Annotated in this window: 25 protein-coding genes; 17 read left to right on the forward strand and 8 right to left on the reverse strand. The window is 69.9% G+C overall.

The window, feature by feature from the left end:
* Nucleotides 1-78 precede the first annotated feature (78 nt).
* Nucleotides 79-1,323, reverse strand: coding sequence for an MFS transporter (locus tag AB0D53_RS03555; RefSeq protein WP_362439469.1), 1,245 nt, complete (start codon nt 1,321-1,323; stop codon nt 79-81).
* Between the two features lie 140 nt (nt 1,324-1,463).
* On the opposite strand from AB0D53_RS03555, the gene AB0D53_RS03560 reads away from it, so the two are divergent.
* The gene (locus AB0D53_RS03560) at nt 1,464-2,402 is read left to right on the forward strand and encodes a LysR family transcriptional regulator (RefSeq protein ID WP_362439472.1); all 939 of its coding nucleotides are present in this window, start codon (nt 1,464-1,466) and stop codon (nt 2,400-2,402) included.
* 41 nt (nt 2,403-2,443) lie between these two features.
* Here AB0D53_RS03560 and AB0D53_RS03565 read toward each other — a convergent pair whose 3' ends face one another.
* A complete protein-coding gene (locus AB0D53_RS03565) occupies nt 2,444-3,178 on the reverse strand; it encodes a helix-turn-helix domain-containing protein (RefSeq protein WP_362439965.1) in 735 nt (244 codons plus the stop codon).
* Between the two features lie 223 nt (nt 3,179-3,401).
* Between AB0D53_RS03565 and AB0D53_RS03570 the strand changes: the two genes are divergently transcribed.
* Entirely contained in the window at nt 3,402-4,070 is a 669-nt protein-coding gene (locus AB0D53_RS03570; protein ID WP_362439475.1) for a DUF4097 family beta strand repeat-containing protein, read from the forward strand.
* A gap of 442 nt (nt 4,071-4,512) precedes the next feature.
* Here AB0D53_RS03570 and AB0D53_RS03575 read toward each other — a convergent pair whose 3' ends face one another.
* Nucleotides 4,513-5,136 (reverse strand): TetR family transcriptional regulator, encoded by a 624-nt coding sequence (locus tag AB0D53_RS03575; protein ID WP_362439478.1) that lies wholly within the window; start codon nt 5,134-5,136, stop codon nt 4,513-4,515.
* Nucleotides 5,137-5,237: 101 nt separating this feature from the next.
* On the opposite strand from AB0D53_RS03575, the gene AB0D53_RS03580 reads away from it, so the two are divergent.
* From AB0D53_RS03580 to AB0D53_RS03590, 3 genes are read left to right on the forward strand one after another with little or no spacing between them, the layout of a single operon-like run.
* The gene (locus tag AB0D53_RS03580; protein ID WP_362439481.1) at nt 5,238-5,399 is read left to right on the forward strand and encodes a hypothetical protein; all 162 of its coding nucleotides are present in this window, start codon (nt 5,238-5,240) and stop codon (nt 5,397-5,399) included.
* A gap of 8 nt (nt 5,400-5,407) precedes the next feature.
* Nucleotides 5,408-5,800, forward strand: a complete 393-nt coding sequence (locus tag AB0D53_RS03585) for a TIGR03618 family F420-dependent PPOX class oxidoreductase (RefSeq protein ID WP_362439484.1) — start codon at nt 5,408-5,410, stop codon at nt 5,798-5,800.
* A complete protein-coding gene (locus AB0D53_RS03590; protein ID WP_362439968.1) occupies nt 5,797-6,705 on the forward strand; it encodes a haloalkane dehalogenase in 909 nt (302 codons plus the stop codon). The genes AB0D53_RS03585 and AB0D53_RS03590 overlap by 4 nt, the downstream gene beginning before the upstream one ends.
* Before the next feature lie 225 nt (nt 6,706-6,930).
* Here AB0D53_RS03590 and AB0D53_RS03595 read toward each other — a convergent pair whose 3' ends face one another.
* The 4 genes from AB0D53_RS03595 to AB0D53_RS03610 all read right to left on the reverse strand — a co-directional run bounded on the left by AB0D53_RS03595 (nt 6,931) and on the right by AB0D53_RS03610 (nt 11,193).
* The gene (locus tag AB0D53_RS03595; protein ID WP_362439487.1) at nt 6,931-7,950 is read right to left on the reverse strand and encodes a proline racemase family protein; all 1,020 of its coding nucleotides are present in this window, start codon (nt 7,948-7,950) and stop codon (nt 6,931-6,933) included.
* 914 nt (nt 7,951-8,864) lie between these two features.
* A complete protein-coding gene (locus tag AB0D53_RS03600; RefSeq protein ID WP_362439490.1) occupies nt 8,865-9,533 on the reverse strand; it encodes a response regulator transcription factor in 669 nt (222 codons plus the stop codon).
* A gap of 172 nt (nt 9,534-9,705) precedes the next feature.
* On the reverse strand, nt 9,706-10,266 hold the full coding sequence (locus tag AB0D53_RS03605; RefSeq protein ID WP_362439493.1) for an isochorismatase family cysteine hydrolase: 561 nt from the start codon (nt 10,264-10,266) through the stop codon (nt 9,706-9,708).
* A 249-nt stretch (nt 10,267-10,515) separates the two neighbouring features.
* Nucleotides 10,516-11,193, reverse strand: a complete 678-nt coding sequence (locus AB0D53_RS03610) for a GAP family protein (RefSeq protein ID WP_362439496.1) — start codon at nt 11,191-11,193, stop codon at nt 10,516-10,518.
* Nucleotides 11,194-11,958: 765 nt separating this feature from the next.
* Here AB0D53_RS03610 and AB0D53_RS03615 point away from each other — a divergent pair.
* The 11 genes from AB0D53_RS03615 to AB0D53_RS03665 all read left to right on the forward strand — a co-directional run bounded on the left by AB0D53_RS03615 (nt 11,959) and on the right by AB0D53_RS03665 (nt 22,804).
* The gene (locus tag AB0D53_RS03615; protein ID WP_362439499.1) at nt 11,959-12,549 is read left to right on the forward strand and encodes a hypothetical protein; all 591 of its coding nucleotides are present in this window, start codon (nt 11,959-11,961) and stop codon (nt 12,547-12,549) included.
* A gap of 163 nt (nt 12,550-12,712) precedes the next feature.
* On the forward strand, nt 12,713-14,065 hold the full coding sequence (locus AB0D53_RS03620; RefSeq protein WP_362439502.1) for a Dyp-type peroxidase: 1,353 nt from the start codon (nt 12,713-12,715) through the stop codon (nt 14,063-14,065).
* A gap of 55 nt (nt 14,066-14,120) precedes the next feature.
* Nucleotides 14,121-15,245, forward strand: coding sequence for a catalase family protein (locus AB0D53_RS03625; RefSeq protein WP_362439505.1), 1,125 nt, complete (start codon nt 14,121-14,123; stop codon nt 15,243-15,245).
* 141 nt (nt 15,246-15,386) lie between these two features.
* On the forward strand, nt 15,387-15,656 hold the full coding sequence (locus AB0D53_RS03630) for a hypothetical protein (protein WP_362439508.1): 270 nt from the start codon (nt 15,387-15,389) through the stop codon (nt 15,654-15,656).
* On the forward strand, nt 15,653-16,231 hold the full coding sequence (locus AB0D53_RS03635; RefSeq protein WP_362439511.1) for a TetR family transcriptional regulator C-terminal domain-containing protein: 579 nt from the start codon (nt 15,653-15,655) through the stop codon (nt 16,229-16,231). The genes AB0D53_RS03630 and AB0D53_RS03635 overlap by 4 nt, the downstream gene beginning before the upstream one ends.
* A gap of 251 nt (nt 16,232-16,482) precedes the next feature.
* A complete protein-coding gene (locus tag AB0D53_RS03640; RefSeq protein WP_362439514.1) occupies nt 16,483-18,885 on the forward strand; it encodes a SpoIIE family protein phosphatase in 2,403 nt (800 codons plus the stop codon).
* Nucleotides 18,886-19,042: 157 nt separating this feature from the next.
* Entirely contained in the window at nt 19,043-19,243 is a 201-nt protein-coding gene (locus AB0D53_RS03645) for a hypothetical protein (protein WP_362439517.1), read from the forward strand.
* Between the two features lie 325 nt (nt 19,244-19,568).
* Nucleotides 19,569-19,961 (forward strand): VOC family protein, encoded by a 393-nt coding sequence (locus AB0D53_RS03650; RefSeq protein WP_362439520.1) that lies wholly within the window; start codon nt 19,569-19,571, stop codon nt 19,959-19,961.
* 81 nt (nt 19,962-20,042) lie between these two features.
* Nucleotides 20,043-20,273 carry a hypothetical protein gene (locus AB0D53_RS03655; RefSeq protein ID WP_362439523.1) on the forward strand — a complete coding sequence of 77 codons (231 nt, stop codon included), beginning with the start codon at nt 20,043-20,045 and terminating at the stop codon, nt 20,271-20,273.
* A gap of 67 nt (nt 20,274-20,340) precedes the next feature.
* The gene (locus AB0D53_RS03660; protein ID WP_362439526.1) at nt 20,341-20,922 is read left to right on the forward strand and encodes a GNAT family N-acetyltransferase; all 582 of its coding nucleotides are present in this window, start codon (nt 20,341-20,343) and stop codon (nt 20,920-20,922) included.
* 373 nt (nt 20,923-21,295) lie between these two features.
* Nucleotides 21,296-22,804 (forward strand): FAD-dependent monooxygenase, encoded by a 1,509-nt coding sequence (locus AB0D53_RS03665; protein ID WP_362439529.1) that lies wholly within the window; start codon nt 21,296-21,298, stop codon nt 22,802-22,804.
* 26 nt (nt 22,805-22,830) lie between these two features.
* On the opposite strand, the gene AB0D53_RS03670 is transcribed toward AB0D53_RS03665, so the two are convergent.
* A complete protein-coding gene (locus AB0D53_RS03670) occupies nt 22,831-23,502 on the reverse strand; it encodes a ScbR family autoregulator-binding transcription factor (RefSeq protein ID WP_329815813.1) in 672 nt (223 codons plus the stop codon).
* 127 nt (nt 23,503-23,629) lie between these two features.
* Between AB0D53_RS03670 and AB0D53_RS03675 the strand changes: the two genes are divergently transcribed.
* Nucleotides 23,630-24,481, forward strand: coding sequence for an SDR family oxidoreductase (locus tag AB0D53_RS03675; protein ID WP_362439533.1), 852 nt, complete (start codon nt 23,630-23,632; stop codon nt 24,479-24,481).
* Nucleotides 24,482-24,512 lie beyond the last annotated feature (31 nt).

Raw genomic sequence — 24,512 nt, forward strand, 5'->3', positions numbered from 1 at the left:
GTGCCCGGCCGGCGCGGACGCGCACCGGCGGACCGGCTGCGGCCTGCGTGCCTCAGCGGTGAGTTGAGCGGCGTGATGTCATGAGTGGCTGCGGGACGGCTCCGGCTCGTGCTGCGATGTCTGGCCGTGTCGGGGCAGCAGCAGCGGGGTGGCCAGGATGAGCAGTCCCGCGACCGTGAGAGCGGTGCGCGGGCCGGTGACGTCGGCGAGCAGCCCGCCGAGCGCGGTGAAGACGGCGATGGACGCCTGCTGGCCGATCGACCAGGCCGTCAGGGTGCGGGCGACGAGATGCTTGGGCGTGCGTTCGAGCCGGTAGGTGGCGAGCACGGGGGTGTACAGGCTCATGTTGATGATGATCGCCAGCTCGACGGCTATCACGGTGACGAGGCCGACGACGCCGGGACGGACGAAGGCCAGGCCGATCAGCCAGACGGCACGCAGGGTGCCGACGGTCCGGAAGACCCATTGCCGTCCGTGGCGGGCCACGACACGGCGGGCCAGCCGGGAGCCGATGAGTCCGCCGACGCAGGGGGCGGCGAAGGCGAGGCCGTACTGCCAGGGCGGGAATCCGAGCTGGCGAAGCAGGAGTACGGCCAGCAGCGGCTCGGTGGCCATGATCAGACCGCCGACGAGCATCTGGTTGAGGTAGAGCGCCCGTAGACCGGCATCGCCCATGATGTGTCGCCAGCCGTCAAGTACCGCGCCCGCCCGGACCGGGTTCTTGCCGCTCGGCTGCGGTGGTTCCTCCCGGCCGCGGATCGCGGTGATGCCGAGCGCGGAGAACAGGTAGCTGAGTGCGTCGGCCACCACGGTGGTGACCGGCCCGAACAGGCCGATCGCCGCCCCGCCAAGCGGTGGTCCGACCGCGATGGAGCTCCAGTTCGTCGACTCGAACCGCGCGTTGGCCACGAGCAGGTCCTCCGGCCGGACGAGGGCCTTGAGGTACGCGCCGCTGGCTGCGTTGAACGCGATCTTGGCCGCGGCGACCACGACCGAGATCACGAGGAGCTGGACGAAACCGAGCAGGCCGAAGGCATAGGCGACCGGGATCGTCGCCATGGCCGCGAACCGGGTCAGGTCCATGGTGATCATGACCGGGCGCTTGCGCCGGAACTCCACCCACGGCGCGAGTGGCACCGCGATCAGCGCGCCCATCGCAGGCCCCACCGCGGACAGTGCGGACACCTCGGCGGGGCCGGCATGCAACACCAGCACCGCGATCAGTGGCAATGCCCCGAACCCCAGCCCGGACCCGTACGCGCTCACCGCGTATGCCGCCCACAGCCAGCCGAACTGCCGACCCAGTCGTGTTCTGTCCACCATGCCCGGCCCGCTCCCCTCGACGTCCCATCCGAACAAACCAGCGTTGACCGATGAGAGCTAAGCGGGCGGGGCAAGAGCAGGTCAAACAACTGCCATGCCTTCTCTTCACAACCGTCTGTTGTTAACTAAGGTGGCTTGTCATGGATCTCGAAGCCGTACGCACCTTCGTCGCCGTCGCGGAAGCGGGCCAGTTCCAGAAGGCTGCCGACGACCTGTCGATCACCCAGCAAGCCGTCTCCAAGCGCATCGCCGCGCTGGAGCGCGATCTCGGCGTACGGTTGTTCACCCGCATGCCGCGGCGCGGCTCCGAGCCCACCATCGACGGGCAGGCGTTCCTGCCCCACGCGCGCGAGATGTTGCGCGTCGCCGAGCGCGCGGTCGCGTCCGTACGCACAGGGCACCGTCCGCTCCGCGTCGACGTGATCAACTCGCGCGGCGCGGCGTCAGGCCTGATGCGCGGCTTCCACCGCGCGCACCCCGGGACCGACCTCGACGTGGTGATGCTGTTCGAGATCGAGGCGGCCGTCACCGCCATCCGCTCCGGTGCGATCGACGCGTCCTTCCGCGCCGTCGCCGCGCCCGGCCGGCCCCTCCCCGAGGACATCGCGTCCGTCCGGGTGGTCGACGAGCCGCTCCAGCTCCTCACTGGCCCCGCCCACGCGCTGGCGGGCGCCCGGTCGGTGACCGTCGCGCAGCTCGCCGGGCACCGGATCTGGATGCCCGGCATCGTCCCCGGTACCGAGTGGGGTGCCTACTACGACGACCTCGTCGCCGAGTTCGGCCTCACCATCGAGGCGACCGGCCCCAACTTCGGCTCCGACGCGCTCCTCGACACCATCGCCGACACCCCGGCCCTGGCCACCTTCATGGGCGAGCACACCCGTCTCATCTGGCCCGCCGGCCACGGCCTGCGCCGCATCCCGGTGACCGACCCGACGCCCGTCTACCCGCACTCGCTCATCTGGCACCGCGACAACCCCCACCCGGCGCTGGCCACCCTCCGCGCGCACCTGGCCGCCGCAACAGCCGGCCACGATGCCCCGGGGACCTGGGTGCCGCGCTGGGTGATTCCACACTGAACGCTGCCGCCGAGACCGCCTGCCCGTGATCCGACGGCGGCTCAGGTATCGCTGTCCGAGGCCCCTTCGGGTTTGGTGTGGAGGATCTCGCGGGCCTGGTCGGCGGCGCGGGCGATGCTCTCGGAGACGAAGTCGACGAAGCGGGCGATGTTCTCCAGACGGGCGGCGGCCGGGGTGCCGGAGCCGAGCACGTCGACTCCCTGTCGGGCGATCTCACCGAGGTGGGCGGTGGCGCGGGCGCCGGCGATCGTGGACTGGTACATGACGTCGTCGTCGACAACGTAGCGCTCGCGGCGGCGTTCGTCGCGTTCCCGGCGGATGAGGCCCTGGCTTTCGAGGAACGTGACGGCTTTCGAGACGGACGCCGGGCTGACCTGGAGGCGTCCGGCGAGTTCGGAGGCGGTGAGACTGCCGGCATCGGTGGTGTAGAGACCGGCCAGCACCCGGGCCGTCATCTTGGGAAGCCCCGACTGCATGAAGACGGTGGTGAACGTCTCCTCGTACTCGCGTACTGCTTCGGCATCGCGTCCGTGGGCCTGTGGAGGGGTGTTGGGGTCCCGGGGGGCGGCCTTCCTGCGGCGGTGGGCGCGGTGTTCGGTGGCGCGGTGGGCGAGGTCGGCGCGGTAGGTGGTGGGGCCTCCATTGCGCATGACTTCGCGGGTGACGGTCGAGGTCGGACGGTCGAGACGCCTGGCGATCTCCGCGTAGGGGAGGCTGTCGGCCAGCCCCAGCGCGATCTGCTGGCGTTCCTGCTGGGTGAGTCTGCCTCCCGGCATCGTGGTCTCCTTCGTGGTCCGTGGAGTCTCCAGGATAGCGTTCATCCTCGGTTCATTGCAACGAACGGAATGAGAGACGTTGCGTTGAATGTCTAAATCATTGCAACGAATTATCTGCGATGAGCTGCGATGATCTAAATCATCTGCAACAACTTCATTGCCTCATAAAGAAAGGCAACGTAGCTTTTCCGTCATCAGAAACAACGAGCCGAAGGAAGCCACGATGCAGAAGTTCGACACCCCCACCCCGGTGACCGCCGTCCTCGACGTCCCCGCCGGCCACATCCGTTTCATCGCCGCCGACCGGGCCGACACCGCGGTCGAGGTCCTCCCCGCGAATGCCTCCAGGAGCCGCGATGTGAAGGCGGCGGAGCAGACCGAGGTCGTGTACGGCGACGGCGTCCTGCGGATCAAGGCCCCGGAGGCGAAGAGCCAGCTTCTCGGCCCTTCCGGATCCATCGAGGTGACGGTCCAGCTGCCCGCGGGCTCCGGGATCGAGGCGAAGGCGGCCCTCGCCGAGTTCCGGGGTGTCGGACGGCTCGGTGACGTCTTCATCGAGGGCGCGCAGGGCACGGTCAGGCTCGACGAGACCGCATGTGCCCGCCTCGTCCTCCAGTCCGGGGACGTCTCGGTCGGCCGCCTCGGCGGCCCTGCGGAGATCAGCACCCAGAAGGGTGACCTCCGCATCACCGAGGCCGTGCGTGGCACGGTCACGCTGCGCACCGGGCGCGGCGAGATCTCGGTCGGCGCCGCCCGCGGTGTCTCCGCCTCGCTGGACGCGGACACCTCCTACGGCCGGATCCACAACGCGCTCAAGAACACCGACGGTACCGCCGGCCTGAACATCCACGCGACCACCGCCCACGGCGACATCACCGCCCGCAGCCTGTAGGAGGGGTACGCCCCGGGCATGACGATCCCGTCCGGTCGGCGATCCACGGTGAGTGGGCCGGCAGCGCCGGGCAACGGAAGCCGGGCGAGACCGCGAAGCCGCCCACGAACGGGCATGTCGGACAGGCGGCAACACCAGGACCTTCACCGCGACCGGGGTTCTGCAACCGGTGGCCGGGGGCGCCATGGGGTTGGACGCCCGACGGGCAGAACGCCTTCGCCGACGCGGCCGGGCCGGCTCGGTGGACACAGCCGGGCGCGTGGACCCGCAGACGGCCGGTCACGCCGTGCTCATGGCAGCCCGGCTCCGCCTGATCGCGCGACGGGGCCTCGCGAGCATCCGCGACACCGTTGATCACGAGGAGCTGCGGGTGCGGGCCGCCCCGCCCCCCTATGCCGCATTCCACCGAGTGCGGGCGGGCCGTCGGGTATGTCTCCGCCGGTCAGCCGCGGCGGCCCGCACCGGTGGTTGTCGCAGTGCGCGGCCTCGGGGCCAGGGCCGCGTTCAGTGCCGGGGCGAGGATCCGGCGGGTCTCGGACGGGGTGAGGGCGGCGGGGGTGGGCAGCGGATTGAGGTAGCGGGTGTAGATGAGGCCGCCGAGGACCGTCACCACGGCCGTGGCGCGTCCGGTCGCGTCCCGGCCACCGATAAATTCAACAAGCCGGGCCAGCAGCTCATGCTCCAGGTACTCGCGGATCACCTCGGCGGCCTCGTCACCCCGGGCGGTGAGCTGTCGGAAGTCGGCGTCCTCCCACAGGCCGGTCACCGCGTCGATCAGGCGGTCGGGGAGGGTGGCCGGGTCCCCGCCGAGGACGTCGTCCACCGCCAGCGCATTGGCGCACTGGAACTGCATCACATCCGCGAACAGGCCCTTCTTCGAGCCGAAGTGGTACGTGATCAGCGCCGGGTCGACTCCGGCTGCCCCGGCCACCGCGCGCAGAGTGGCACGCCGGTAGCCGCGCTCCAGGAACAGCGCACGGGCCGCCGAGACGATCGACTCGCGGGTCGGCGGGTTGCCGCGTGGGCGGCCTCGGGTGCGGGCGGGGGCAGGGGCGGCGTTATTCATCAGCGTTGAGCCTGCGTTCGGTGACCGGGACAGTCAAGGGCGTTCCGCGAACCACACGATGGGATGACCCGACACCATGCGTATCTCAGCCCTCGGCGCCAATGGACCGACCGACCGGCCGCCGCCTCACCGACCTGGCCATGAGCGAGCCGAGCGGGCCGGAGGAGCGGCGGTACGTCCGTACGGCCATGGGCGTCGACACCACGGTCGTGAAGCCACACCTCGCCCAGCCGGCCCGGAGCGAGCGAGTGAAGAAGCAGTGAGCCGCCCGGTGACCCGACTCTCCTTCACCACAAGGGCGTTCCTCGCAGCCCCTTGCACGGCAACCCTCACCACTCTGCGCCCCGACGGCACCCCGCACGTCACCCCCGTCCGATTCACCTTCGACCCGGCCACCGGCCTGGCCCGGGTGACCACCCGGGCGGGAGCGCGCAAGGCCCGGAACGTGGCGGCGGGCGGCCCGTCGGCCCATGTCGCACTCTGCCAGGCGGACGGCTTTCGCTGGGTCACCCTCGAAGGCCGGGCCACCGTGACCGACGACCCCGCACGCCTGGCCGAGGCGATCCGTCGCTACACCGCCCGCTACCGCGCGGCTCCGCCCGCCCCGCCGGACCTGGCCGTCATCGAGATCGCCGTCGACCGCGTCCTGAACCTCAACCTCTGAATCCCCGTACGGAAAGCGAAAGAGACACCACGATGCCCACCCTCCCCGTCCTCGAATCCACCCTCCACTACCGTGAGTCCGGCGACCCCGACGGCCTGCCGTTCGTCTTCCTGCACGGCAACCCCACCTCCTCCCACCTGTGGCGAAACGTCCTACCAGGGGTGTCCGCGGCAGGCCGGCGCCTGCTCGCCCCCGACCTCATCGGCATGGGTGACTCCGGCAAGCCCGATCTCGCCTACTCCTTCGACGACCACGCCCGCTACCTCGACGCCTGGTTCGACGCCCTCGGTCTTGCCGAGGCCGTCCTCGTCGGCCACGACTGGGGCGGCGCACTCGCCTTCGACCGCGCCGCCCGTCTCCCGGGCCGCGTCCGTGGCCTCGCCTTCACCGAGACGATCATCAAGCCGCTGGTCGGCGACGAGTTCCCGGCGGCGGGCCGGGAGTTGTTCGCGCTGCTGCGCACCCCCGGGGTGGGGGAGGAGATGATCCTGGAGAAGTCGCTGTTCGTCGAGGGGCTCCCGGGCACGCTCGCCACACCGCTCGACCCCGCAGACCTGGCGGCCTACCGCCGCCCCTTCCCGACCCCGCACAGCCGCCGCCCGGTACTGGCGTGGACGCGGATGATGCCTCTGGACGGTGAGCCGGCCGATGTCGTGGCCCGCGTCGAACGCTACGACGCCTGGCTGGCCGCCAGCCCCGAAGTCCCCAAGCTGCTCGCCGCGTTCGAGCCGGGCCCGGGCGCGATGACCGGCCGGAGCACGGTTGCCTGGTGCGAGGAGAACATCGCGGGCCTGGAGGTCTCCCGCCACGGCCCGGCCGGCCACCACTCCCCGGAGGACCGCCCCGAGGAACTGGCCGCGGCGATCAACGCCTGGGCGGACCGCCACGGGCTGGCCCGCAGATAGCGGTCCTCGCTCCCGCCGGTGGTGACTCGCCGCGGCGGCCGGCCGTGCCCCCGCCGACGGGTGTACGCACCGCGATCGCCGCCACCACCACCGAACGCCTCGGGGAAAGCGGCTCCTCGGACGCCGTTCACCGGCCGCTCCTCGGCACCGGCATCGCACTGCCGTACCTCGGTACACCGTGCACCGGCACGGCGCACGCACGTGTTCAGCCGGCCGGCACGGCAGTCACCGCAGGACGAAGCCGGTGCCGAGGTCGTCCCCGGGATCGAGATCGAACCGGTGCTCACCGGTTCGATACGCCCTTCCCGTGACCTCCGCAACGACGGCGGGGTGGGTGCCGACGGCCAACTCCGTGACGATCCGCGCGTGGAAGCGGGTGCCGACGATCGAGTCGTGGACGAGGGTCTGCCCCGGCTTGAGACGACCGGTCGCCGCGAGCACGGCGACGCGGGAACAGGTGCCGGAGCCGCACGGGGAACGATCGACCTGGCCGTCGGCGAAGACGGTGACGTTGCGCTGGTACGGGTTGCCGTTCTCGTCGCTGCCGAGGTCGTCGTACAGGATGGTGCCGTAGATGCCGCTGAGGCGGTCGTCGACGGGGTGACGGGCATGCTCGCTGTCGTTGAGCGCCCACTTGACCTCGCGTCCGATCGTGATGAGGTCGGAGTAGTGCTCGGGGGTGACGGCCAGACCCGCGGTGGCGGCGTCCAGATGCGCGTAGATGGCGCCGCCGTAGGCGACATCGACGACGACGTCCCCGTAGGACGTGGCGACGGTGACGCGTTCGGCGAGCCGGTAGCTGGGAACGTTGACGAAGTCGACCCCGGTGATCTGTTCGCCGGCGGTGTGCACGCGCAGGGTGACCCGGCCCGAGGGAACGTCGATGACGACCGTGGTGATGCCGGAGGGGTCGTGGGCGACGCGTCCGGTCTGCACGGCCCAGGCGGCGAGCGCGATGGAACCGTGGCCGCAGGCTGTTGAGAAGCCGTCCTTGTGCCAGAACAGCACTCCGAAGTGGGCGCCCTCGTCATCGGGTGGGGTGATGAACCCGCCGTACATGTCGGCGTGTCCGCGGGGCTCGAAGCACAGCAGCTTGCGCAGGTTGTCCACGCCGGGGTCGCCGATGGCGAACATGCGACGTTCGGCGACTGTAGCCCCCTCGATGGCGACCGGCGGTTCGGGGACGATGCGGAACGGTTCACCACCGGTGTGATAGTCGGTGGTGATTACCTGATGGATGGTCATGAGGTCCTCCACAGAGCTGGTGAGGGCAGAAAGTGAGGCGGCCGGAACCGAAACGGTGCCGACGAACCGCCGGCTCGGGATCACGTGGGGCAGAGGGTCAAGGCGAGCACGGCGTAGAAGCCCCCGGCGAACCTGGTGCCGGAGACCATGCTGTCAGCCGCTGAACGGGGCATCCACGCCTCGACTTCGCCCGTCGACAGGCTCTCGCGGCCACCACCGGCGACGACCGGGCCGCCCCCGTCCGGACGCCGATGCCGCGCCACCCCTCGGGCACGGTGCGGTCGTCCACACGGGCCGGCACCGCTCCCTCGCCGAGCCGCAGCTCGTGCTCGGTCTGCCCTGACCGGATGTCCGTACGGCAGCCCATGACCTGGCCGCCGCCGCTGCGCCGACAACGGCCGTCCGACGTCACGGGCCTTCGTCGAATCCGCACACCTGGCGTCCACGGCCTTGCGGAGCTCGGCGATCTTCCACTCGTCCGACCGTGACGAGACGGAGATCGCCGAGCGCCTCTTCGAGTTCGGCGTCACGTTCCCCCTCGGTGGTGACGGAGGCCTTCCGGCACTGCTCGGGCACTCTCGCTGCCGCCGTTCGTCGGCGGCTCCCGGACGGTATCCCGTACTGCGTGCGCCCGGTGCCCAGGAGTGTCACTGGCGCGGATCGGCCACTACAGCCGTGACCGGAGTCGTGGGCAATGGCCCTTTTCCCATCTGATGGTGTGCCAGGTCCAGGTGAATGAAGCGGGGCTGCGCGAGGCGGCGAAGCTCCTGGGGACGGGGCCCCGACCAAGGTCGCCCGCACGTGTCAGGAGCTACGCGTGTTTGTCCACCCACCCGTGATCGGTTCCACCGGTTCAAACGTGCGGGGATCCTGTAGAGAAGCGGATGGTCCAGAGCCATCGCCAGGGTCGTGTGTCAGGCAGGGGCGACCAGGCGGTAGCCGATCCGGCGGACGGTCCGGATCGGGTCCGGGGGACCGAGCCGACGGCGAAGTCGGGCGATCAACGCGTCGACCGGGCAGGCTTCCGGCTGGTCCCCTTCGGCAGCGCAGTACTCGGCCAGTCGCTCGCGGGTCACCAGTGCCCCGCCGGCCAGCAGCAGGGCCCGAAGGGCCGCAGCCTCCGGAACAGTCAAGAGCAGTGGTACCCCGGCGCGGGTGAACACATCGTCGTGACGGCTCCATTCCAGGGTCCCGACGCGTGGCCGGGACTCCAGGGCGGGAACCACGGGGGCGCGGCAGAGGCTGCGCATCCGGGCGGCCAGTTCGGCGGTGCTGAAGGGCTTGACCAGATAGTCGTCCGCGCCCTGCTCGATGAGGGCCGCACGTTCGGCGTGCGAATCGAGCGCGGTGAGCATCAGGACCGGGCGGGTCCAGCCGGCCCGGCGGTGGTCGGCGACCAGACGCAGGACGTCTCCGTCGGGCTGCGCCCGGTCGGCAACGAGGCCGTGACACTCGGTGCCGCTCAACTTGAGGTCGGCGTCGGAGAGGTCGGCGACCACCTCGACATCGAAGCCGATCCCGTTCAGGCACGCGGCAATCACTGCCGCAAGCTGCGAGTCGTGCTGCACGACGAGTATGCGCATGCCGTCCGATACTAGGGCTTGCCCGGTCGGCCTGGTCCTGCGCCCAGTGCGGCGCGATCCGGCCTCAGAAGCCCGCGTAGCGGTCCGACCGGACTCGGAGAACGACGTCCGAGGTCCTCGGCAGGAACGAAGCCAGTGCCATGAGCTCGACAGAGGGCGGCGTGGGCGTCCGTCAACGGGACGCGGTGGCCTTGACCCAGTCGTCGACGGTGAGGACATCCGCCCATTGCGGGAACAGGCTCCCGGTGAGGAACCGGTGAACCTCGGCGTCGGTGTCCAGGCACGCGTCGGCGAGGACGGTGAGGCCGAAGTCCAGGTCGTTGGCCTGGCACAGGGTGTGCAGCACCACGGCGCTGGTGGCGATGCCGGTGAGGACGAGGCTGTCGATGCCGCGAGCTCTGAGCACCACGTCGAGGTCGCTGCCCGAGAACGCGCTCGCCCGCCTCTTGGTGACCACCACCTCGCCCGGCCGGGGCGCGATATCGGGGTGGATCTCGGTGCCGGGGTCGCCCTCGACATGAAGCCCCGCCCGTGCGACGGCGGTGAGGGCCCTGTTACGCGGCCCGACTTCCGGAAAGCCCGGGCGCAATGCGATGACCACGTAGATCACGGGAATGTCTGCCGCTCGGGCACCATCGATCGCCCTGAGCAGGCGCGGCAGGTATCCGGAGCCGTCGTCGGCGATGTCCACGACGGCTCGCTGGACATCCATCACGAGAAGGGCGCTGCTCATACGGTCTCCAGGAACGACGTCAGTTCGGGTCTGCAGGGGCCGAGTTCCTCATGTCCGGGGGTGGTGCGCGGCCGCCGGCACCGTGGCAGTGTGCCCGCCGGGGACGAGTTCCGCCAGCCCGGCCTGCCGGGGCGAGGCGGTCCGGTGCGTCCGGGGCGCCGTTCACCGCGCACGCGGGATGGCGCCCCCAGGTGCACGTGCCCAGGTGAGCGTGACCGGTACCCGCCGGTCACTGACGGCGAACGAACGTCAGGAAGTGAGGATGGAGATCCCGTCTCCCAGCAGCTTCAGCCCGAGAACGAAGAACAGGACCGCCATGACGGCGACATTGTGCTCGGCCGCCCAGTTCTTCCAACTGCCGAGTGTCGCTTTCGCCCGCTCTCCTCCGAGCAGGAAGACCCCCAAGGGGGCCAGCAGGCCGAGGGTGGCGATCAGGACGAAGACGGCCAGCGATGCGATCTGCTGCCCGACCGGCAGTCCTGCCGAGCCGATCGTGGCGCCCGCGGCGATGGTCAGCGGGGCGTTCTTGGCGTTGAGTGCGGCCAGAGCTGTTCCGAGCCCGAAGACCTTGACCGGGGTGAGGCGGTCGATCGCGCCCATCCACTTCGGCAGCCGGGCCTGCGAGGGATCCCTGGGGCGCCGGTGCCACTGCAGGGCGCCGAAGAGGGCGAGGAGCACGCCCAGAGCGAGCTTGAGGGCTCCTACCCAGACGGCCGGGTGATTGTGGGCGGAGGCGCCCGCGGGGGAGGCGATCGCCAGCATCACCGCGCCCAGTGCGGACAGCCCAAGGATCCAGCCGACGGCGAAGAGCAGTCCGTTGAGACGTCCCCGAGGCGTGGCGAGGACAAGGATGATCGCGATGATCGGGAGCGGGCTGACCGCGACGCCTGCCGCGAAGCCCAGTACGTCACCGAGAACCGTGCCCATGAGCGCCTCCAGGTGGGTTCAGGGCGGTGACCGAGTCGCGCAGGGCCGGGTGGGAGTGCATGACCCGATCCGTCCGCATGCGCGGCCACGGAACCGTCGTGGACGCCTCCGACACGTGTCGTGGGGCCCCGGAACCGGGCCGCCACCACTCCGCAAGTGATCCCGCCGGAGAGTGACCTTCGGCGGGAACTACCGTGTCCGCAGCCCGGCCCGGTGTTCCGGACCTCCGAGCGGTTCGCCGCTCCTGCCCGCTCACGGGGGAGCCGCAGTAGCGCCGCGGATCACCCGGACGGCTGCGTGGCTGCCCCTTTCCGGCCGAGCGGAAGCAGTTGCCGCAGAACGCGACGACGGATTCCTCAGGTCCCCATTCCATGTTCCTGCGCCCACGCGGATCTGTCCTCGGGAGCTTCCCGGAGCGCGAAGCCCTTGGCCTGCTCGTTTCCGCGGCGGTGCTCGATCGGGCCCGAACGCAGGCCGTCCCCCGCGAACGCCCTCCCGGCACCGTGACGGACGGCGGGCGATGCGCACCCCGGAGGTACGTGCGGGCACGGACCGTATGCGGCCACTGTGAGGCGCTGACGAACCGATCGGGCCGGACCTGCGGTGCCGGAGCCCTGCAACGTACCGCCCCCGGGTATTCCCATAGCCCCGGGCCCGGGGTGCGGAGCGACGCGTGTGCGGTCAGGATGAAGAGGTGAGGGCGACGGCGCCCCGTATTCGGGTGCCCGGTGACCCTCGCACCGACCCGTGGCAGGAGAATCTCCGATGACTGCGACGACGGGTGCGACTCGGTCGGCTCAGCCCGGGCGCCCGGGCAGGAAAGACGGGGTCTGCAGCGAGTTCACCGTTTTCACCAGGATCAAGGCGGGCCACGCGGATGCGCTGCGTGAGGACCTTGCCGCGCTCGCCGAGGCGACGGCTGACGAGGAAACCCGTGCGGCGCTGCGTCAGATCGGCACCCTGCACGACGCGCGGCACGTGATCTTCGACAACGACACCCGGTTCATGTTCGCCAGCGTCTTCGACGGCTCCTGGGACACCTACATCGACGACTTCGCCAAGACCGTGGTCGGGGCACGCTTCGACAAGGTCTTCTCGCACACCGAAGGGTTCCCCGGTGTATCCGATCCCGGGGTGAAGGACTGGTTCGTCTCCCAGCAGGAGCCCGCAGGAGTCTTCGTCACCTCGTACCCCGAACTGACCGTCCAGCAGATCTGGAAGGACCAGCGCGTGGACGAGGCCTTCCAGGAGCTACTGGACACCTCCGAATTCCGTGCGGCGCTGGACAACCCGGCGAACGCCGAGTTGCTGGCCACGCCGGCCTTCCAGAAGCTGATGGAGGAAGCCGCGGCCTAGGGCCTCTCGTTCGGGCCAGACCGGATCAGGGCCGGACAGGCCCTGGCACCCGGGTACGGCCGACCCCCGTGGCCGACACCACACCGTGGACCCGCTTCGACGCACGTCGGTCGGCCGCTGTGGAGCTGTTCGGACAGAGACCGATGCGGAGGCAGAAGCGAACATGGACACGGCGGACAGCAGCAGCGCAGCCGGCGTGGGCGTCGAGATCGACGACGTCCAGAGCGGGGCACTGCGCCCACGGCCGGTTCCGTACGAGGGAAGGTTCATCTTCCTGCGCGTCGAGGACCGCCACGCCGGGCGGGCCCTGCTGCGGCGGCTGCTCCCGTTGACCCCGGGCGGCCTGCCCGGTGCGGACCGGAGCCAGGACGCCTGGGTGGCTGTGGCGTTCACTTACCAGGGACTGAGGGCCCTGGGGGTGCCGCAGGACTCGCTGGACAGCTTTCCGCAGGCGTTCCGTGAGGGCATGGCCGCCCGGGCGGAGCTGATCGGCGACGTGGGCGAGAGCGCTCCGGCCCACTGGGAGGCACCGTTCGGAACGGGCGACGTCCACATCGCCCTGAGCGCCCTGTCCTCCGATGCGGCGCACCTGGACAGGGAACTGGAACGGGCCCGCGTCGCCTACCAGGACACCCCCGGTGTCCAGGTGATCTGGCAGCAGGACGTCCACCAGCTCCCCACGGGACGTACCACCTTCGGATTCCGCGACGGCATCAGCCACCCGAACATCGAAGGCGTCGGGCTGCCCGGCTCCAACCCGCAGGAAGCTCCCATCAAGGCGGGCGAGTTCATCCTCGGCTACCCCGACGAGACCGGCAGCCTGCCGCCCATGCCCAGTCCGGAGGTGCTGGGGCGCAACGGAACCTACGCGGCCGTACGCAAGATCCACACCGATGTGGCGGCCTGGCGCCGGTACCTGCGCGCGAACGCCTCCAGCGCACAGGAGGAGGCGCTCCTGGCGGCGAAGATGGTGGGGCGCTGGCCCAGCGGAGCGCCGCTGACCCTGGCACCGGAACACGACGACCCGGAGCTGGCGGCCGATCCGCACCGCGTCAACAACTTCTTGTACCGGGAGAACGACGACCGAGGCTTCCGGTGCCCCGCCGGTGCGCACATCCGCCGCACCAATCCCCGCGATGCCACCATCATCGGCGACGCACGCATGCACCGCCTCATCCGCCGCGGTACCACCTACGGCCCACCACTGCCCGAGGGCGTGCTGGAGGACGACGGAGCCGACCGGGGCCTGGTCGGAGTCTTCGTCGGAGCCCATCTTGAGCGACAGTTCGAGTTCATCAAGGCCGAGTGGGTCAACGACGGCAACTTCATCGGCCACCCCGGCGAGAAGGACCCGGTGGCAGGGCACCACGGCGGCACCGGCAGCGCCACCATCCCGGACAAGCCGATCCGGCGCCGCCTGCGGAACCTGCCCAGCTTCGTGGTCACCCGCGGCGGCGAGTACTGCTTCGTGCCGGGTCTGCGTGCCCTGCGCTGGCTCGCTGAACTGGAGGACTGACGGCACCCTCCCACGCCCGAGGCCCTACCGAGGTCCTTGAGGAGAGGTGGTAGTCATGGCAGCACCTTTCGTTCCTTACACGCCGGACATCGAAGACGGTGATCCGCACTTCGACCAGAACCTGCGGACGGTGATCGAGAGGACCGAGAGCTACATCACCGAGTCGGTCAGCGCCGGTGGCACCGGATGTGCCCTTCGCGATGCCCATGCCAAGGGCTACGGCCTGGTCCGAGGGGAGGTGGAGATCCTGGACGGGCTTCCCCGTGAGTACGGCCAGGGCATCTACGCGACACCGGGAACCCACGACGCGCTCATCCGCTTCTCCAACGGCTCGCCCCATGCCGGAGCCGACGCACGACTGGGCGCCGCCACCGGACTCGCACTGAAGATCTTCGACGTCCCCGGCCCGACCCTGCTGGAGGACGAGCCGGACACGGGCACATTCGACTACGCCAACATCAACGCACCGATCTTCTTCTGCAACACGGTCGAGCACTACCTGTTCATTCAGGAACTGTTCCTGAACGCGCCGGCCTACTTCTCCCAGGGACGACCGGGCGCACATCGTTTCTTCACCGAGTTCGTGACCGGAAAAGGAACGCTGGACCAGGACAACTGGGCATGGGACGAGTTCCTGGCCTTCCTGCGCCTGTCCAAGACCCCTCCGGCCAACCTGCTGCTGTCGAGTTACTGGACGATGGGCGCGGTCCGGCACGGGGAGTACATCGCCAAGGTGCGCATCACCCCCGACCCGGCCTCCGCCGCCGCGGTGGTCCGGCGCGCCATCGACCCGGCCTCCGCGCAGGAGGTCTTCCGGCCGGCTCTGCAAGCCGAACTGCAGGAGCGGCCCTACGCCTTCGACATCCAGATCCAGCTCTGCACCGACCTGGAGCGCATGCCGGTGGAGGACACCACCGTGGAGTGGCCCGAACAGCTCTCGCCGTCCGTCACCGTGGCGAAGCTGCGGCTGCCGCAGCAGGACATCTCCGGCCCGCAGAACCTGGAGAAGATGGACTCGCTGTCCTTCACCCCATGGCGGGTCACCGCCGAGCACGCACCTCTGGGCAACATCATGCGAGCCCGCAAGGAGGTCTACCGGCACTCCTCCATCGCGCGCCACAAGCTCAACCAGCAGCCGCGCGAAGAGCCCCGCAGCGCCGACGAGGTGCTTGGCGTTTGACCGGGCCGAGCGGCGAGCCGGCCGAGGCCGGGCAACCGTCCCGCCGACGATCACATCGACCGGCGACACGGGAAACGGTCCTGTTCATTCCATGGTCCCGGGGAAGCTGGTCGACACGAGGGGCTTCTCCCCGCTTCCGCGGTGGCGCTACAACAGCTTCAACGTATGTCCGGCCTCTCTCGGCCCACCGGCTTCGTGGCAGCCGGGTTCGCCATGACGAACCATCACCGGGCGCTCGTGGCGGCGCTGGTGCGGGGCCGCGGCCGCATCGCGGTCCTTGCGGCCGGCCTCGGTGCGGTCTTCCCCGCCGTGCCCGACCGTCTGCCGGTACAGTTGCTCGTCCTCGAAGCGATCGCACCGGCCTCGGCCGGCGTGAACGTGGTGATCTTGATCCAGGGAATGCGACTGTGAACAGCGAGCCCACGAAACCCTCGCGCCGGACGGACACACGCGAAAAGATCATCGAGGCCGCTGCCTCACTCATTCCCGAGTTGGGCTGGGGCGATGTGAGCAGCCGGCGGGTCGCGGAGCGCGCGGGCGTGAACACCGGAGTGATCCACTACCACGTGGAAAGCATCGGCGAACTCCGGCGCATCGCCGCCGTGCGGAAGATCCGGACGTTCTTCCTCGACCGGGCCGGCGAAGCCCTGGCACAGGCGGACCCGGTCGCGGCCGTCGAAACCATGCTGCGCGCGCTGTCCGCCGACGACCCGCGCGACCCGGAACTGCTGCTGTTGTACGAGTCCCTCGTCGCCGCGAGCCGCGACGAGCAACTGCGTGCCGAGCTCGCCGCCTCGCTGGCCGAGTTCCGGCAGTGGTTGTGCGACTGGTTCGCCGCCCGGGGAGTCACGCAACCGCTCGTCATCGCGGTCACCCTCACAGCCGCGATCGACGGCTACCTGCTCCAGCGGTCGCTCGACCCGTCCGTCGACCCCGGCCCCCTCATCGACGGACTGGCCGGCCTGGTCCGGCAACACCTCGCATAGATCGGGGGCGGACCCGGAGCCCGCAGCCCCCGCGAGCGGAGCTCCGCCGTCGGGCCGGGCCGTTCCAGGCGCTCGACAGCGATTTCGGACGGCTTCACGTACGGCGGCATGTGTCGCCGGTCATCGATGTGTCTCCGTCGGCCGGGAGTCGCAATGAGTGTTTTTGGCTCCCGATGGCGCAACAGCGCGCGCCGGAATTGTTCACAATGTACTTACCTTGAGGTATTTCCGTAGAGGCAAAGGACAGCGGGATGGGCGCATCCACTGATGACGCTTGGGGCCGGTCGTTCTCGTTCGACGACATCGCGACCGCGGTGGTCGACGATCAGGGCGTCGTACTGCGCTGGTCCCGGGCGGCAGCAGACCTGCTGGGGCACACGGCCGAGGAAGCCTGCGGCTCCCCGGTGCGGAACCTTCTAGCCCGCCTCTCCCACGGACGGTGCCGGGACAGCCCCCAGCAGTCCGGGATCCCGTCGGCGGGCCGCGCGGTGCTCCGCAGCTCCTTCGGTGACCAGGTCGAGGTCGCCTTTCGTGTGGTGCGGCTGGAAGGCTCGTCGCAGAGCCTTGTCCTGGCTCTCCCGTCCCAGTACCTGGACATGTGGAACCAGAACACCGCTCTCGCGCGGGCACTGTTCGCCCAGAACCAGATCGAGATCGGTATCCGCGGTCTGGACCTTGGCACCGTACGCACCAATGCCGCCGCTTCCGGGCCGTCCGGTGGTTCCGCCGCGCTTGTGGGCGGCCTTCTGGGGAAGGCACTCTCCGCGCAGGACGCGGAGGAGGTCGAATCGGTGCTGCGCCGGGTCCTGGACACCGGAGTGCCGCTGATCGCGTGGGAACAGCGGGTGGGGCCCCCGCAGGCTCACGGCAGCCAGTGGTCCTTGTCCGCCTTCCGGCTGGAGGACGGCCAGGGGCAGCCGACGGGTGTCGCCACCATGCTCATGCCCTCCGCAGCCCAGCAGCGGGACCTCCACCACCTGGATCTGCTCCACGAGGCATCCGAACGGATCGGTACCTCCCTGAACGTCCTGCGCACCTCCCAGGATCTGGCCGAAGTTCTCGTCCCGGCTTTCGGGGACATGGCCTGGGTGGAACTCGCGGAAGCCGTGTTCCAGGGCGACGAGCCCCCCAAGCTGGTCGGCGCCGGGCTGTGGCACCTGCGCCGCGCCGCAGTGGTCTCGGCCACCGGATCCGTCCCCGGCGAGCTTCTACAACCGGGCAAGTCGGTTCCTCCGTTGCCCGACCCACCCGTTCTGCGCAGGCTGCGGTGCGGAGAGACCGTCCTCGCCTCCGTACAGGAGGCGAGCGAGCAATTGGGACCTGAACTGGCTCCCTTGTTCGTCCCCGAGCGCGGTCACTCGGTCCTCTACTCTCCTCTGTTCGCCCGTGGCCTGTTGCTCGGCGCCGTCGTGGTCTGGCGAACCGACCGTCCCGATCCCTTCGTGGAGGAGGACCGGAAACTCCTGGCGGAGATCGCCTCCCGGGCCGCGACGAGCGTGGACAACGCCCGCCGGTACACCCGCGAGCACCGTGCCTCCGTGGCACTGCAACGGCGCCTGCTGCCCCGTACCACCAGCGACATTCCAGCGGTCGAGGCGGCGGGCAGCTATGTGCCCGCCGGAGGCGGGGCCGACATCGGCGGTGACTGGTTCGACGTGATCCCGCTGCCGTCGTTCCGCGTCGCACTTGTCGTGGGCGACGTCGTCGGACACGGTCTGCACGCCACGGCGACCATGGGGCGGCTGCGTACAGCGGTGCAGACCCTCGCGGACCTCGAACTGGAACCCGACGAACTGCTCACCCACGTCGACGACCTGGTCCAGCAACTCGCTGAGGAAGGCGGCCCCGCCCAGCCGAGCGTCACGGGTGCGACCTGCCTGTACGCGCTGTACGACCCGGTCAGCCGCCAGTGCGCGCTGGCCAGCGCCGGCCATCCACCACCCGTTCTGGTCCACCCCGACGGCACGGCCCAGCTGATCGAGATCGCGCCCGGCCCACCCCTCGGAGTGGGCGGCATGCCGTTCGAGGTGACGAACCTCCGACTGGAGCCGGACAGCATCCTCGCCCTGTACACGGACGGTCTCGTCACCCTCGACGGGCAGGACATCGAAGACGGGATGTCGCAGCTGGTCGAAAGCATGGCAACGCTATGTGCCGGCGACGGGGTTCCGTCCCTGGACGGAATCGGCCGGTCCCTGCTCTCCCGGGCAACCGAGATGCCGTCCAGGGACGACGTGGCCCTGCTGCTCGCACGTACCAGGGCGCTGCCGGACGACTCGACCGCCGCCTGGCAGTACCCCGCCGACCCGGCCATCGTGGCCGAGGCCCGGGAGGCCGCCACAGGGCAACTGGCTGCCTGGGGCCTGGACCACCTGGCATTCACCACGGAACTCATCGTCAGCGAACTTGTCACCAACGCGGTCCGCTACGCGGGCGGCCCGATCGTCCTACGGCTCATCCGCGGCAACGTGCTGATCTGCGAGGTGTCCGATCCCAGCAACACCCAGCCGCGGCTGTGCCGGGCCCGCTGGACCGACGAGGGAGGCCGCGGCCTGTACCTCGTGGCTCAGCTCACCACCCGCTGGGGCAGCCGCTACGGCCAGCGGGGCAAGACGATCTGGAGCGAGCAGCCCCTCGCCTCGGCAGTGGAGTGACCTGCGCGCCGCGTACGCGGACGCGAGGGTTCTTCGTACTCGGCCTGAAGGACGTGGAGCCCGTGGACGCTGGGCCAGTGCCGGCCGCCGGGGCGGCGACGGTCCTTCGGCCCCCGGCAACCACGTCGAGGACGTGCCGCTCGCGGAGTGGCCGGCCATGACCGGAGCCGAGCCGATCGGTGTCGCCGCCCAGGTCCGCGCTGTCCTGCCGAGCCTGCGCCCGCACGGCTGGGGCCGCACCGCATGGGTCTCCTCCAACGTCGCCGAGGAGGGACTGCCCGGCCCCGGGTGGTCCGGAACCGCCAAGTCGGGTCTCCGCGGCCCTCGCGCGCAGCCCTGCCTGGGAGGCCGGGCGTGACGGCATCCCGCGACGCGATGACACCAGGGCCCGTCCACGACAGTTCTGGTTCCGGTCCTGGACGAAGCGTGAACAGCCGCTCTCTCATTCGAACCTCGCGCCGAAGAGGCGGACAGTTCGCTGTCCGATCGGCCACTGTCCAGGGCAGCGGCCGGACAAGCCCGGCAGCCCCAGGAGGACAAACGGAGGGCTGCGCACTGTGCCGAATGCCGACACCGGATGCCACGCGGGAACACGGACACCGTGGCGAAGCCGACCGCACCGATGAGCAGGAAACGCCGGCATCCGACCTGGTTCAGGGAACCTGGCCAGTAGGTTGGTACGCATGTTTGCTCTGCATCCGCGCGTACTCGCCGGGGACTACCCGGCCGTCTTCGCGTTCTACGCGGCCGTACTGCCCGAGCTGACAGGGTATGTGCTCGCGCGCGGTGACGCAGCGTCCGGCTACGCCAGTTGGGACACGCTCGAGGGGGCGACCGCGTTCGCCGTGATCCGGCGGGAAGCATTCGTCGGTGAGGTACCGCCGGCTCCTGCCGCGGGCGGTGCGACCCTCGTGGTACCCGTTGCGGACGCGGCGGCGGTTGACGCGGCGGTCGCGCTGTGCCGGCGGCATGGCGGGGTCCTGGTGGCGCCGGCCCGGGAGCTGTCGGGCTGGGGGCTGAGGGCGGCACACCTGCGCGACCCGGACGGGAATCTCCTGGAGATCCAGACGTACTGAGTGCCGCGCGGCGGCCCGCCGCCCACAGGTGGCTCTCCACATGCGTGCCGCGCTTGCCGGGTCGACCATGCACACCCGGAGGTGACCGGGCCCGGCGACGTTCAGCGCGCCGTCACGCGTACCCACGCCGGCCGACCAGGACTCCGCTTCCACATCGACACGATCCTCGGCACCGACGATTTGTTGACCGTCGTCGGTGGCGTCGGCCACGAAAGCCGCCCCGGCACCATCGACAGCCATCTCATCTGGCTGATCCGACTCCTCGACGGTCGGATGGCCGAGATGTGGACCTACCGCCGGAGCACTCCCTGACACTGCTGGTCCGCGAGCCTTGACGATTGCTCGCGGGCCCGGAGGCAGATTTGCCATGATGGCGACCATGCCTTCTCTGGTCACTCCTGTCATGCCCGCCGGCAGTCTCAACGCAGCTACCCAGCCGATGCTGCCGATCGATGACGGCATACTTCTGCGGCCATGGCTGCTTTCCGACGCAGCCGCCGTCGCGCGAGTGTTCCAGGACCCGACGATCCAGCACTGGCATCTGCGCAAGGCGGACTCCGAAGACGAAGCCCAAGAGTGGATCAGACAGTGGCGACGTGGCTGGGAGAGCGAGACCGCCTGCCACTGGGCCGTGGTCGACGCCGGCAGCGACAGGATTCTCGGACGGGTCTCCCTCCAGTCCGTCATCATGGTCGGCGGTCAGGCGGAGATCTCCTACTGGACCACCCCGGAGTCCCGTGGCCAGGGTGTCTGTTCCCGGGCTGTGGCCCGGGTGTCGAGCTGGGCTCTGGAAGAGGCCGGCTTCAACCGACTCGAACTCGGCCACTCGACGGTGAACATCGCGTCCTGCCGCATCGCCGAGAAGACCGGCTTCGCCCTGGAGGGCGTACGGCGTCAAGCACTGCTCCACGCCGACGGCTGGCACGACATGCATCTGCACGCCCGAGTCCACGAAGCCTGACGAGGAGATGGCGGAACCAGGTCTGACCGACCCGGCTCCTGGTTCGACTCCTTGCGCCGCTGCTGTCGCCACCCCCCCAAAAAAACGCCGGACCAGTCCGCGACGTCATGTTGTGCGTGTGCCGAAGCGCCGCAACGTCGCCCCATTCGGTGATCCCGGCGGATCGCCTCGTACAACTCGGCCTCTGACCGCGAGTCATCGATGCGTCCCAGCGGGAGAAGCGACGCCGGGTTCGCCCGTCGACCGGCTGGATGAGTGTGCCTTCCACGCCGGGCACGTACCCCTGGGCAGAGGACCCTGGCGGATGGATGGGAAACAGTCCGTCCGGTATATTTCCTTCGGCGGATGGTCGGAAGCCAGGGGAGGCGCTGCTGTGCAGGGGGAGAGCCCGGTACGGGCAAAGGTCGTGGTGGTCGGCGGGGGACCGGTCGGCATGCTGCTCGCCGCCGAACTGGCCGGGTACGGAGTCGACACCGTGCTCCTGGAATCACGGGCCGATGTGTCCGAGCAGCCCAAGGCGACCACGCTGCACGCCCGGGCGGTGCAGACCCTGGCACGTCGCGGTCACCTGCCGGGGCAGGGGTACCCGTACACCGAAGGCGCGGCGGAGAGCCCGTTCCACTTCGCGGGCCTGCCCGGTCTGACCATCTCTGCTCCCGCACGCGAACCCGAGCCGATCCTCAAGTGCCCTCAGGCGGAGCTGGAGCGGCACTTCGAGGCACGGGCGCGGGCGGCCGGGGCCCGGATCCTGCGCGAGCACCAGGTGCTTGAGGTCGTTCAGGAGGGCGACGGGGTACGGGTCGTGGCCGACGGGCCGCAGGGCACCACGGTCTGCTTCGCCGAGTACGTGGTGGGGGCGGACGGGGCCCGCAGCGCGGTCCGTGACCAGGTGCGCATAGCCTCCGACACCCATCCGGCGACGGTGTCCGCGCTCATGGGGGCGGTCACGCTCGCGCGGCCGGACGAGCTTCCCAAGGGCTGGCACCGCACCGAGCGCGGCTGGATCGTGGCCAAACTCGACGCGGAGGGCAGGACGCACATCCGCACGTTGAACTGCGACGGTGCGCACCCGGACCGGCAACTGCCGCCCACCTTGGAGGAGTTGCGCCGCGAAGTGTCCTGGATCGCCGGCCGCGAGATCGCGATGGACGCGCCGCGCTGGCTCAGCAGGTTCAGCGACTTCGCGCGGCTGGCCCGAACATTCCGGGCGGGGCGGGTCTTTCTGGTGGGTGACGCGGCGCACGTCCACTTCCCGATCGGGGGACAGGGCCTCAGCACCGGTGTGCTCGATGCCCTGAACCTGGGCTGGAAGCTGGCGCTGACCGTGCACGGAACGGCGGACGCGAGTCTGCTCGACACCTACGACCTGGAGCGCCGTCCCGTCGCCCGGCGAGTCATCGACCAGACACAGGCCCAGCTCGCGCTGATGCGTCCCGGTCCCGAACTCGACGCACTGCGCGGGGTGTTCACCGGGGTTCTGTCGGCAGACCGTGAGAACGGGTATCTCGCCGGTCTGATCAGCGCACAGGACACGGTGCTCCCGGACCGCACCGGTGAGCCGTCCGGCGGGGCGACGGGCACGTTCCTGCGCAATGCGTTGCTCAGCACGGTGGACGGCGAGACGGATGTGATCGGGCTGCTGCGCGCGGGCAGGCCGCTGTTGCTGCTCCTCGGCGAGGAGGGCGACGGCTACCAGCAGGCGGCCCGGGGGTGGGAGGGGATCCTCGACGTGGTCCGCGCCCGGCCCACCGCCGAGGTGCCGTACGACGCGGTGCTGGTGCGGCCCGACGGTTACATCGCCTGGGTGTCGGGCGGCCATGACCTGAAGGAGGCACTGTCGGCGTACTTCGTCGAGGGTGCCGTGTCTGCGGGGCACTGTTGACAGTGCGCCGCAGACACGAGCGGTGCTCAGCCGGCCGTTTCGACGAGGTCCCGCATCTCGGCCGCCTTCAGTGCCTCGTCGTAGACCGCGGCTCCCCGGCCCTCGGAGAGGTCGAGCGAGGCCAGGACGGAGGGCACCACCGCGCTGGGCAGCACGTGACGCGTCAGTGCGGAGACCCGGCGGACCAGGTCGCGATACTCGCAGACGGCCTGCGACATGGACTGGATGCCGGCGAAGGAGCCCACGATGACATCGGCCGTCTCGGACGGCGAGATGTGGGGCAGCAACTCCCCCTGAGCCTGCGCCTTTTGGAGCAGGTCGAGGCCGACCTCGGCCCAGCGCAGGAACGGGCCGCTGCGGTCGAGGCTCTGCGCCAGCTGGTCCATGGTCAGCCGCACGCCGGCGCGGACCATGGGATCGGTCTGCAGCTGGTGGGCCTGGAGCATCACGACGTCCACGATCTCCTGCACCTTGGAGGCGCGGGAAGGGACGATGATCCGCTGGTCCTGCTCGGCGAGAACGCCCTGAGCCAGGTCTTCCTTGGAGTGGAAGTGAAAATACAGGGCGCCCTTGGTGACGCCTGCCTCGGTGAGGATCTGGGAGATCGTGGCCGCTTGGTACCCGTGTTCCTCGAAGATCTTGGCCGCTGCCGAAAGAATGGTCTGACGGGTACGGATGGCTCGCAGCTGCTCAGCCACTCTGCCTCCTCCCTCCTCAGGGTGGTGAACGTCGGGAGGCCGGTAAAGAAACCGTCCAGTTCGTATCTTACAGGTCGCTTCCTCGTCCGTACCGGCCGGGGAATTATCGGACAAGAGAGGTAAATCCATGATTCTTGTCACCGGTGCCACGGGGACCATCGGGCGGGAAGTAGTCCGAAGGATCCCGTCTGACCTGGGGGTTCGCATCATGGCCCGGGATCCGGGGCGGGTCACGGGAGCGGGCGGGTCGTCCGAGATCGTCCATGGAGATTTCTTGGATCCGGCCTCGGTGGCGGGTGTTCTGCGTGGGGTTCGCACCGTTTTTCTGGTGACCAACCCTGGCGGTGACGACGACGCGGGCTTCCTCCGGGCCGCCGGGGCGGCGGGGGTGCGGCGGGTGGTCAAGCTGTCCGCCGCCGCCGTTGCGGACAGCCGGGCCGAGGATCTGATCACCCGGTGGCAACGCCGCAACGAGGACCTGCTGCGTGACTCCGGGATGGAGTGGACCCTGCTGCGTCCCCGCGCGTTCATGTCCAACGTGCTCTCCTGGGCGGGATCCATCCGCTCGGACGATGTCGTAAGGGCCCTGTACGGAGAGTCGGCCAACGCCTGCGTCGATCCGCGTGACGTGGCGGAGGTGGCGGTACGTGCCCTCACCGACGACGGTCATGCGGGCAGGATCCACACGCTGACCGGGCCGGAGACGATCTCCGCGGCCGAGCAGACGGCCCAGCTCGCCGAACTGCTGCGCCGTCCCCTCCGCTTCGAGGAACTGGGCCTGGAGCAGGCGCGTACCGCGCTGTGCGCGCGCTATCCGGCGGACATCGTGGAGGCGCTGCTGGAGAGCGCGGAGCGCGGCCGTGAGGGCGCGAAGGCGGGAGTGGACGACACGGTCGCCGGTCTGCTCGGCCGGCCGGCCGAGACGTTCCGGGGATGGGCTGGGGATCACCTGAGCGCCTTCGGGAACGCGGATCGTTGAGAGTGTGCCACTGAAGGCGGAAGACGGCGGC

It is taken from the genome of Streptomyces sp. NPDC048295 (assembly GCF_040652135.1).
Classification (GTDB): domain Bacteria; phylum Actinomycetota; class Actinomycetes; order Streptomycetales; family Streptomycetaceae; genus Streptomyces.

Excerpts from the sequence above, each read along its gene's own strand:
- AB0D53_RS03555 (WP_362439469.1), bottom strand. The coding sequence starts at position 1,323 with ATGGTGGACAGAACACGACTGGGTCGGCAGTTCGGCTGGCTGTGGGCG.
- AB0D53_RS03560 (WP_362439472.1), top strand. The coding sequence starts at position 1,464 with ATGGATCTCGAAGCCGTACGCACCTTCGTCGCCGTCGCGGAAGCGGGC.
- AB0D53_RS03565 (WP_362439965.1), bottom strand. The coding sequence starts at position 3,178 with ATGCCGGGAGGCAGACTCACCCAGCAGGAACGCCAGCAGATCGCGCTG.
- AB0D53_RS03570 (WP_362439475.1), top strand. The coding sequence starts at position 3,402 with ATGCAGAAGTTCGACACCCCCACCCCGGTGACCGCCGTCCTCGACGTC.
- AB0D53_RS03575 (WP_362439478.1), bottom strand. The coding sequence starts at position 5,136 with ATGAATAACGCCGCCCCTGCCCCCGCCCGCACCCGAGGCCGCCCACGC.
- AB0D53_RS03580 (WP_362439481.1), top strand. The coding sequence starts at position 5,238 with ATGGACCGACCGACCGGCCGCCGCCTCACCGACCTGGCCATGAGCGAG.
- AB0D53_RS03595 (WP_362439487.1), bottom strand. The coding sequence starts at position 7,950 with ATGACCATCCATCAGGTAATCACCACCGACTATCACACCGGTGGTGAA.
- AB0D53_RS03600 (WP_362439490.1), bottom strand. The coding sequence starts at position 9,533 with ATGCGCATACTCGTCGTGCAGCACGACTCGCAGCTTGCGGCAGTGATT.
- AB0D53_RS03605 (WP_362439493.1), bottom strand. The coding sequence starts at position 10,266 with ATGAGCAGCGCCCTTCTCGTGATGGATGTCCAGCGAGCCGTCGTGGAC.
- AB0D53_RS03610 (WP_362439496.1), bottom strand. The coding sequence starts at position 11,193 with ATGGGCACGGTTCTCGGTGACGTACTGGGCTTCGCGGCAGGCGTCGCG.
- AB0D53_RS03615 (WP_362439499.1), top strand. The coding sequence starts at position 11,959 with ATGACTGCGACGACGGGTGCGACTCGGTCGGCTCAGCCCGGGCGCCCG.
- AB0D53_RS03620 (WP_362439502.1), top strand. The coding sequence starts at position 12,713 with ATGGACACGGCGGACAGCAGCAGCGCAGCCGGCGTGGGCGTCGAGATC.
- AB0D53_RS03625 (WP_362439505.1), top strand. The coding sequence starts at position 14,121 with ATGGCAGCACCTTTCGTTCCTTACACGCCGGACATCGAAGACGGTGAT.
- AB0D53_RS03640 (WP_362439514.1), top strand. The coding sequence starts at position 16,483 with ATGGGCGCATCCACTGATGACGCTTGGGGCCGGTCGTTCTCGTTCGAC.
- AB0D53_RS03645 (WP_362439517.1), top strand. The coding sequence starts at position 19,043 with ATGACCGGAGCCGAGCCGATCGGTGTCGCCGCCCAGGTCCGCGCTGTC.
- AB0D53_RS03650 (WP_362439520.1), top strand. The coding sequence starts at position 19,569 with ATGTTTGCTCTGCATCCGCGCGTACTCGCCGGGGACTACCCGGCCGTC.
- AB0D53_RS03660 (WP_362439526.1), top strand. The coding sequence starts at position 20,341 with ATGCCTTCTCTGGTCACTCCTGTCATGCCCGCCGGCAGTCTCAACGCA.
- AB0D53_RS03675 (WP_362439533.1), top strand. The coding sequence starts at position 23,630 with ATGATTCTTGTCACCGGTGCCACGGGGACCATCGGGCGGGAAGTAGTC.